The sequence below is a fragment of the Candidatus Krumholzibacteriia bacterium genome (assembly GCA_035268685.1).
Taxonomy (GTDB): Bacteria; Krumholzibacteriota; Krumholzibacteriia; order JAJRXK01; family JAJRXK01; genus JAJRXK01.
Genome location: DATFKK010000152.1, coordinates 1 through 8,745, shown reverse-complemented (window position 1 = coordinate 8,745; position 8,745 = coordinate 1). Strand labels below are relative to the sequence as shown.

General features: G+C 69.2%; 11 protein-coding genes. 10 read left to right on the top strand and 1 reads right to left on the bottom strand.

The features are described from left to right. The first annotated feature begins 100 nt into the window (after window positions 1-100). The 10 genes from atpD (at window position 101) to VKA86_14120 (ending at window position 8,027) form a co-directional block, all read left to right on the top strand. Window positions 101-1,531, top strand: coding sequence for a F0F1 ATP synthase subunit beta (gene atpD, locus VKA86_14165; protein ID HKK72356.1), 1,431 nt, complete (start codon window positions 101-103; stop codon window positions 1,529-1,531). Next, window positions 1,528-1,920: a F0F1 ATP synthase subunit epsilon gene (locus VKA86_14160; protein HKK72355.1), complete on the top strand. Its 393-nt coding sequence runs from the start codon at window positions 1,528-1,530 to the stop codon at window positions 1,918-1,920. The genes atpD and VKA86_14160 overlap by 4 nt, the downstream gene beginning before the upstream one ends. Next, window positions 1,917-2,198 carry an AtpZ/AtpI family protein gene (locus VKA86_14155; protein ID HKK72354.1) on the top strand — a complete coding sequence of 94 codons (282 nt, stop codon included), beginning with the start codon at window positions 1,917-1,919 and terminating at the stop codon, window positions 2,196-2,198. The genes VKA86_14160 and VKA86_14155 overlap by 4 nt, the downstream gene beginning before the upstream one ends. 10 nt (window positions 2,199-2,208) lie before the next feature. After that, a complete protein-coding gene (locus VKA86_14150) occupies window positions 2,209-2,520 on the top strand; it encodes an ATP synthase subunit I (protein HKK72353.1) in 312 nt (103 codons plus the stop codon). Window positions 2,521-2,524: 4 nt separating this feature from the next. Further along, window positions 2,525-3,262 carry a F0F1 ATP synthase subunit A gene (locus VKA86_14145; protein HKK72352.1) on the top strand — a complete coding sequence of 246 codons (738 nt, stop codon included), beginning with the start codon at window positions 2,525-2,527 and terminating at the stop codon, window positions 3,260-3,262. Then, entirely contained in the window at window positions 3,255-3,524 is a 270-nt protein-coding gene (locus VKA86_14140; GenBank protein HKK72351.1) for a F0F1 ATP synthase subunit C, read from the top strand. Before VKA86_14145 ends, VKA86_14140 begins: the two co-directional genes overlap by 8 nt. 51 nt (window positions 3,525-3,575) lie before the next feature. Beyond that, the gene (locus tag VKA86_14135; protein ID HKK72350.1) at window positions 3,576-4,388 is read left to right on the top strand and encodes a F0F1 ATP synthase subunit delta; all 813 of its coding nucleotides are present in this window, start codon (window positions 3,576-3,578) and stop codon (window positions 4,386-4,388) included. After that, window positions 4,385-5,953, top strand: coding sequence for a F0F1 ATP synthase subunit alpha (locus tag VKA86_14130; GenBank protein HKK72349.1), 1,569 nt, complete (start codon window positions 4,385-4,387; stop codon window positions 5,951-5,953). The genes VKA86_14135 and VKA86_14130 overlap by 4 nt, the downstream gene beginning before the upstream one ends. Continuing rightward, a complete protein-coding gene (locus VKA86_14125; protein HKK72348.1) occupies window positions 5,928-6,854 on the top strand; it encodes a F0F1 ATP synthase subunit gamma in 927 nt (308 codons plus the stop codon). The genes VKA86_14130 and VKA86_14125 overlap by 26 nt, the downstream gene beginning before the upstream one ends. A 387-nt stretch (window positions 6,855-7,241) precedes the next feature. Further along, a complete protein-coding gene (locus VKA86_14120; GenBank protein HKK72347.1) occupies window positions 7,242-8,027 on the top strand; it encodes a PRC-barrel domain-containing protein in 786 nt (261 codons plus the stop codon). Window positions 8,028-8,037: 10 nt separating this feature from the next. Here the strand turns inward: VKA86_14120 and VKA86_14115 are convergent. Continuing rightward, window positions 8,038-8,745, bottom strand: a 708-nt coding sequence (locus VKA86_14115) for a DUF72 domain-containing protein (GenBank protein HKK72346.1), incomplete at its 5' end; no start/stop codon positions are given.

Sequence of the window (8,745 nt, the reverse complement as noted above, 5' to 3'; positions counted from 1 at the left end):
CCCGCCGCTCCCCTCTCGTCCTGATGCTCCCGGAGCGTGACCTGGGCTAGTGATGACGCATCCGGCATCGTTCGGTCCCAGGTGGGACGAGGAGAGGAGCATGTCCGTCGCGGAATCGTCGAGCAGCACCGGCACGGTGGTCGCGATCCACGGTTCCGTGGTCGAGGTACGGTTCCGCGAGGGCGAACTCCCGGCCCTGAACAGCCGGTTGGTCGTCGGCGACGACGAAGAGCTGACGGTGGAGGTCGCGTCCCACCAGGACGCGAACACGGCTCGCGCCATCGCCTTCGGACCGACGCGGGGACTGCGCCGCGGGTCGGTCGTCCGGGACACCGGAGGACCGATCCGCGTCCCCGTCGGCGAAGCCGTGCTCGGTCGCATGTTCGACGTGACCGGCACCCCGATCGACCGGCGCGAGGACGTGGACGCCGATCAACTCCGTGCGATCCACCGCGCGCCCGTTCCCCTCGAACGAAGGCGCGCCAGCGGCGAGATCTTCGAGACCGGGATCAAGGCGATCGATCTCCTGGCCCCCCTCGAGCTCGGCGGCAAGGCCGGGCTCTTCGGCGGTGCCGGGGTCGGCAAGACCGTGTTGATCATGGAACTGATCAACAACGTGGTCGGCGAGTACGGGGGTGTGAGCCTCTTCTGCGGGATCGGCGAGCGGTGCCGCGAGGGCGAGGAACTCTACCGGGAGTTGCAGGAGGCCGAGGTCCTCGACGACACGGCCCTGGTCTTCGGCCAGATGAACGAACAACCCGGCGCGCGATTCCGCGTGGGCCTGACCGGCCTGACCATGGCCGAGTACTTCCGCGACCGCATGCAGCGCGACGTGCTGCTGCTCGTCGACAACGTCTTCCGCTTCGTGCAGGCGGGCACCGAGGTGTCGGGGCTGCTCGGTCGCGTGCCGTCGCGCCTGGGCTACCAGCCCACCCTCGAGAGCGACCTCGCGGAGTTCGAGGAACGGATCTGCAGCACCGACGAGGGATCGATCACCTCGATCCAGGCGGTCTACGTGCCGGCCGACGACTTCACCGACCCGAGCGCCGTGCACCTCTTCGGTCACCTCTCGGCGTCGATCGTCCTGTCCCGGGACCGCTCGAGCCAGGGCCTGTACCCCGCGATCGATCCCCTGCGCACGAACTCCTCGATGCTGTCGCCGGGGGTGGTGGGGTCGCGCCACTACGAGGTCGCGCGTGCGGTGCGCCGCACCCTCGCCCAGTACGAGGACCTCAAGGAGATCATCGCCATGCTCGGCCTCGACCAGCTTTCGCGCGAGGACCGACGCACCGTGGAACAGGCCCGTCAGATCGAGCGCTTCCTCACGCAACCCTTCTTCGTGACCGAGCAGTTCACCGGGAAGCCCGGTGTGGCGGTCTCGCGCGAGGAGACCGTCGACGGGTGCGAACGGATCCTGTCCGGGGAGACGGCGGGCCGGTCCGAGGGTGACTTCTTCATGATCGGGCCCCTCGAGGACGCCGCCGAAAAAGACGACGACCAGCAGGCCGCCCGGAACGGAGAGGCGCAATGAGACTCCGGATCGTGGTGCCGACGGGAACCGAGATCGACGACGACGTCGACTACGTGGAGGCCGAGGGCCGGCACGGATCCTTCGGGGTCTACCCCCGGCACGTGGACTTCGCGGCGGCTCTCGTGCCCGGCATCCTGACCTACGTACCCTCCGCACGCCCCCGCGAACAGGAGGTCGTGGCGATCGATCGCGGGATCATGGTCAAGCGCGGGGACGACGTGTCGGTCAGCGTGTGGCGCGCCGTGCAGGGGAAGCTCGAGGAACTCGAGCAGGTGGTGGCCGAGCAGATGCTCGACGTCTCCGAACGCGAGGAGAGGGCCCGGGGCGCGCTCGAACGCATGCAGTCGGACTTCGTGCGTCGCTTCGTGGACCTCGAGCACGAGCGATGAGCCGCGAAGACTTCGAATCGTCCGTCGGCCGCAAGATCGCGCGGCGTCTCCGGGTGCTGCGCGAGGGGCGCGACAGCCACTGGCACTGGGTCGGGACCTTCGGACTGATCGGATGGTCGATCGTGATCCCCACCGTGATCGGCATCGCGCTCGGAGGTGTCGCCGACCGCGCCTGGGACGACGACGTGTCCTGGACCCTGACCGGCCTGTTGGTCGGCCTGGTCCTCGGATGCATCAGTGCCTGGTACTGGATCAAGCAGGAAACCGGAAGGAAGTGAGGGTCCGACCATGAGTCATCTCGCTCTCGTCATCGGCGGCTCGTTGCTCGCGGGATTCGCCGTCGGCCGCGTCTTCTTCGACGGACTGCACTGGACCGTCGACCGTCTGCAGGGGGCTCGGCATCCGGTCCGGCTCCTCGCCGCCAGTGCCGCCCTGCGCTTCGGACTGGTGGCGGCCGTCACCGTCGCGCTGGCACGCTGGGATCCCGTCGCGGCGCCCATCGCGTTGATGGGCTTCGTCCTGGCTCGGGTCATGGCCGTGTCCCGTGTGAAGCGCGAGCCGGCCCGTCTGCGCGCCCGGTCGTCGCCCCGAGGTCGGTGAGCCCATGGACATCACGCAGATCACGCCCGACGAGACGGTGTTCTGGCAGTGGAACTTCGTGCGCATCAACACGACGTTGGTCAGCGCGTGGGCGGTCATGGCCCTGCTCGTGGTCCTGTCGTGGTGGGCGACCCGCAACCTCTCGAGCGGGCACAGGATCTCGCGGACACAGGCCTTCCTCGAGACGGCGGTGTCCTTCGTCTCCGACCAGATCCGCGAGGCGGCGCCGACCCCCTCGCGGCCGCTCACGATCTTCGTCGGGACCCTGTTCCTGTTCGCTGCCACGGCGAACCTCCTGACCATCGTCCCCGGCTACGTGCCAACCACGGCCTCGCTGTCGACGACGGCCGCCCTGGCCCTGCTCGTGTTCGTGGCCGTGCCGGTGTTCGGAATCGCCCACCAGGGAGTCGGCGACTACCTGCGGCGCTACGTCCGCCCGACGCCGGTCATGTTTCCCTTCCACGTGATCGGCGAACTCTCGCGCACCCTCGCGCTCGCGGTGCGCCTCTTCGGCAACGTGATGAGCGGCACGAAGATCGTCGCGATCCTGCTGGCCATCACGCCGCTCTTCTTCCCGATCGTCATGCGGGTGCTCGGACTGATCACGGGCCTGATCCAGGCCTACATCCTGGCCGTGCTCGCCCTGGTCTACATCTCGTCCGGAATGCGGGTCACGCAGGTCGGCACGAGCGATTCCGGCGCCGCCGGGAAGGCTTCAGGCAAGGAGAACCACGATGAATGACACCACGCTCGTCGCTCTCGTCTCGACCGTGACGGCGGGGCTGACCATCGCCATCGGCTCGATCGGACCGGCCCTGGGCGAGGGCCGCGCTCTCGCCGAGGCCCTGCGGTCGATGGCCCAGCAGCCCGACGAGGCCGGGGCCATCAACCGCACGCTGTTCGTCGGCCTGGCCATGATCGAATCGACCGCGATCTACTGCCTGGTCGTGTCGCTGATCCTGATCTTCGCGAATCCCTTCTGGGGCCATGTCACCGGAAGCTGACCGCAGGGACCGTCCCCCGGTCACCCCGGATGACGCCAGGAGGTGGTCGTCGTGCTGATCGATTGGTTCACCGTCGCGGCCCAGGCCGTGAACTTCCTCGTGCTGGTGCTCCTGCTGCGCTGGTTGTTGTGGGACCGCATCGTGAACGCCATGGACGAGCGGCGACGCCGGATCCGGAAGGAGTACGACGAAGCCGAGGAGCACCGGGAACGCGCCGAGCAGGCGGAGCAGGAGAAGGAGCGCCTCGAACGCGAGATCCGCGAGGAGCGCGAGCGCCTGCTGCGCGAGGCCCGCGAGGAGGCCGACGAGGAACGGCGGCGGCGCACCGAGCGCGCCCGGGAGGAGGTCGAGGAGCGACGCCGCGAATGGGAGGCCGGACTGCGCTCGCAGCAGGAGGAATTCGTCGAGGAGATGCGCCGCGAACTCGGTCGGGCCACGCTCGACGTCTCCCGCCGGCTCCTCGAACGGATCGCCGACGAGGAACTCGAACGACGCATCGTCGCGCGGTTCTGCGACGAGGCCGCCGCGATGTCCGACGAGGATCGCGGGCGGTTGACCGGCGACGACCAGAGCCCCTCTCTCGAGGTCACCAGCCACTGGGAGCTCGACGCCGAGCAGCGCGAGGAGATCACATCGGCGTTGGAGGAAGCACTCGGGCGCAAGCCTTCGCTCGACTTCGACACCCGCGACGGCGTGATCTGCGGTCTGCGGATCGAGGGCCACGACCACGTGCTCGACTTCAGTCTCGACCGCGAACTCGAGCGGGTGGCCCGTCGCGTCCAGAAGCGTCTGCACCAACCCTCGGCCGACCCCGACGAGGGCGACACGGACGACGAAAACGAGAACGGGGAGGACGCGGCATGAATCCGTCGACTCTCCTCGACACCCTCCCCGACGTCCGCAGGACCCTCGAGGAGGCCCTCGACGAGCTGCACGACCGGCCGACGATCGACGTCCACGAGACCGGATGGGTGACCGACGTGGGCCGGGGAGTCGTCCACGTCGAGGGACTGCCCGGCGTGACCAGCGAGGAACTGGTGGAGATCGGGCCGTCGGCCCTGGGCATCGCGCTCGATCTCGATACCCACCGCATCGGCGTGGTGCTGCTCGACCAAGCCAGCCGGATCGGCGCAGGGACCGAGGTCCGTCGCACCGGAAGGACCATGGACACCCCGGTCGGCGACGCCCTCCTCGGCCGGGTCGTGGATCCGGCCGGTCGCCCCCGTGACGGCGGTGAGGCCATACGCACCTCCGACCGCCTGCCGGCCGAACGACCGGCTCCCGCGATCCTCGACCGCAAGCCGGTCCAGCGTCCGCTGCAGACCGGGATCAAGGCGGTCGACGCCGTGATCCCGATCGGCAGGGGGCAGCGCGAGCTGATCCTGGGCGATCGGCAGACCGGCAAGACCCAGATCGCCGTCGACACCATGCTCAACCAGGACGGTGACGACGTGATCTGCGTGTACTGCGCCGTCGGTCAGCGCAGCGCGTCGGTGGCGGCCGTGGTCGACCAGCTCGAAGAGCACGATGCCCTGGACCGCTGCGTGGTCGTCGTCGCCCACGGCGACGACCCTCCCGGGCTGCGCTTCCTCGCCCCCTTCACGGCCACCAGCATCGCCGAGCACTTCACCGAACGTGGACACGACGTGCTCGTCGTCTACGACGACCTGACCCACCACGCCCGCGCCTATCGCGAACTGTCGCTGCTGCTGCGCCGACCTCCCGGGCGAGAGGCCTATCCCGGCGACATCTTCTACCTCCACTCGCGCCTGCTCGAACGGGCCTCGAATCGCATCGACGAGATCGGCGGCGGCTCGCTCACGGCCCTGCCGGTGATCGAGACCCAGGCCCAGAACATCTCGGCCTACATCCCCACGAACCTGATCTCGATCACCGACGGTCAGATCTACGTGTCGCCCGACCTCTTCGGGCAGGGCCAGCTCCCGGCGATCGACGTGAACCGCTCGGTGTCGCGCGTGGGCGGGAAGGCACAGGTCCCGGCCTTCCGCGACGTCACGGGCGACCTGAAGCTCGCCTACTCGCAGTTCGAGGAACTCGAGCGCTTCAGCCGCTACGGCACGCGCCTCGACGCCGAGAAGCGGCGCACCCTGGCCCACGGCCGCCGCGTACGCCGGGTCCTGCGGCAGGACCCCGCGGCCCCCATCCCGGTGGTCGAGCAGATCCTCACGTTGTTCGCCCTGACCGAGGGGATGCTCGAGAAGGTGGATCTCGAACGGATCGCCGAGGCCGAGGAGGCCCTGCGCGAGGCCGCCCGCACGTCGCTGGGCGGCGACGACGAACTCGGACGGCGCATCGTCGAGGGCGAGGACCTCGACGACGACGCCCGCGAGCGCATGCGACAGATCGCCCGCGAGGCCCTCGCGGAATTCGACGAGGAATCCGATGCAGACCCTGGAACAGATTCGTGACCGCATCGACGGTGCAGAAGGCCTGCAATCGGTCGTGAAGACCATGAAGGCCGTCGCGGCGGTGAACATCCGACAGTACGAGGAGTCGGCGCACGCCCTCGACGTCTACCACGCGACCGTGGAGCGCGGGTGGCAGGCGACCCTGAAGTCCGACGCCGGCGAACGCGCCCTCCGCTTCCACGGCGGGATCGCCCGAGCCGCGATCGCCGAGGAGGTGGGTTCGCATCCGCTGCTCGCGATCGCCGTCGGATCGGATCAGGGAATGTGCGGGCCCTTCGACCGGATCATGAGCGAGTTCCTCGTCGATCACTTCGAGCGGGAGGGCCTCGGCCCCGACGAGGTCGCACTCGTCGTCGCCGGAGACCGTCTCCGCGGTCATCTCGAGGCGACGCCCTTCGAGGTGGTCGAGTCGCTGCCCCTGCCGCGCTCCGCGGCCGGCGTGACGGACGTGGTCGAGGAAACGCTGTTCACGTTGGACCGCGTGCGGCGCGAACTCCGGGCGGGCCCGGTGGTCGCGTTCCACCACCGGCCGACCGAAGGTACGTCGTACGAGTCGCTGCGAGTGCCCCTGCTACCGCTCGACGTGGAACGACTGCACGACCTGCGCGACTCGCCGTGGGACGGCCCGTCGTTGCCGATGATCCCGCTCCCTCTGCCGGCGATGGTTCGTGTCCTCACGCGCGAGGCGCTGTTCGTGCGCGTCTACCGCGCCTTCGCCGCCTCGCTCGCGGCGGAGAACGCCAGTCGCCTGGCCGCGATGCAGGCCGCCGAGAACTCGATCGAGGAGCGTCTGGACGAGTTGTGGCAGACCTACCACCGCCAGCGACAGAGCTCCATCACCCAGGAGCTGCTCGAGGTGGTCTCGGGATTCGAGCAGGCGGGCGGGGAGGACGGGGACTGAGTCACGCGGGGAGGACCCGGACCCGGTCGGGGAACTCCCCTCCCCAGGGTCGGGAGCCGCCAGGTCGCCCATCGTCGCCGGACCACGCATCCTGGGGATCGAACCCGGTCCGCCGACGGAGGCCACGCGCCATGCAGCCAATACCACATCCACGCCCGACGTATCCCCGGTCCGAATACCCACCGCCGGTGGACCCGCCGACCGGTCCCCCCTCGGAACCGCCGATGGAGCCGCCGAAGGAGCCTCCGACGACGCCCCCGCAGGAACCGCCGACGCAGCCGCCCCGGGAACCGCCGACACGGCCGCCCCAGGATCCGCCGGACCTCCCGCAGCCCGATCCTCCGCCCGACGTGCCGCGCCCCGACACCCCGCGAAAGGAGTCCCGCCGTGATCCGTAGCCTGCGAGACCTCGTCCACTACACCTTCCGCGCCGACGACGGCGACGCGGGCCGCGTCCACGACTTCTACTTCGAGGACGACACCTGGGCGATCCGCTACCTCGTGGCCGACACCGGCCGCTGGCTGCCCGGCAAGATCGTCCTGCTGCCACCCCAGGCGATCCGGTCCTTCGACTGGAAGGATCGGGTGGTGCACCTGGACGTGACCAGGGAGCAGATCGAGAACAGTCCGGCGGCCGTGACCGACGAACCGGTGTCGCGTCAGCAGGAAGAGAAGCTCTTCGATCACTTCGGCTGGCGGCCCTACTGGTATCCCGCCCCCCTGCCGATGGATCAGGGCCCCGAACTCGCCCCCGTGCGGCGCAACGCGCCCGAGGTCGTGAACGAGCGGCCGCCGTCGCCCGAACGCCAGGATCCGCACCTGCGGAGCGTGCAGGAGATCCTGAAGTACGACGTGCACTGCCAGGACGCCGACTGCGGATCGGTGGCCGACGTCGCGGTCGACGACGAGGAATGGGTGGTGCGCTACCTCGTGATCGACACGCGCAAGTGGCTGCCGGGCCGCAAGGTGCTCGTGGCCCCGGCCTGGACCGAGCGCTTCGACTGGAGCGAGGAGCGCCTCATCGTCGACCTCACGCGGCAGCACATCGAGGACAGTCCGGAGTTCGACCCGAACCAGCCGATCAACCGCGACTACGAGGAGCGCCTGTACGACTTCTACGGCACACCCCGTTACTGGGCCGAAGAGGAGCGCGAAGAGGAGGGCGAGGGCTGAGCGCCGCCGCTCAACTCAGCATCTCGCGCACGCGGGCCGCGTTGTGGGCGGCGTAGCCGTTCTGGTCGTTGTCGAAGTAGCAGTACACGTCGCGGCCCCGCGCGGCCCAGGCGGAGAAGGCCCCCGCCCATCCGCGCAGCGCCTGCTCGCCGTAGGACCCCTCGTAGGCCTCTCCCGGACCGTGCAGGCGCACGTACACGAAGTCGGCGGTGATCTCGCGCGGCGACTGCTCGCCGGCGAGGTCGTAGTGGCAGAAGGCGGCGCCGACCTCGCGCAGCAGTTCGTAGGTGCGATCGTTCCACCAGTCCGGGTCGCGGAACTCGAAGACGTAGCGGTGCCCGCCCGGGAGCCCGCCGAGGAAGGCCTCGAGGCGCGCGGCGTCGAAGTTCCAGTTCGGCGGCAGCTGGAACAGCACCGGACCGAGGTAGGCCCCCAACACGTCGACCCGATCGAAGAACTTCGCCATCGACTCGGCGGGATCCTTCAGCTTCTTCATGTGGGTGACGTAGCGGCTGCACTTCACGGCGAAGCGGAACCCGCTCGGGACGACCTCCTTCCAGCCCTGCAGGGTCTTCTCGGTGGGCAGCTGGTAGAAGGAGTTGTTCACCTCGACCGAGTGGAAACGGTCGGCGTAGAACTGCAGCCACTGCTTCTTCGGAAGACCGTCGGGATAGAACGGACCGATCCAGTGGTCGTAGTTCCACCCGGAGGTGCCGAT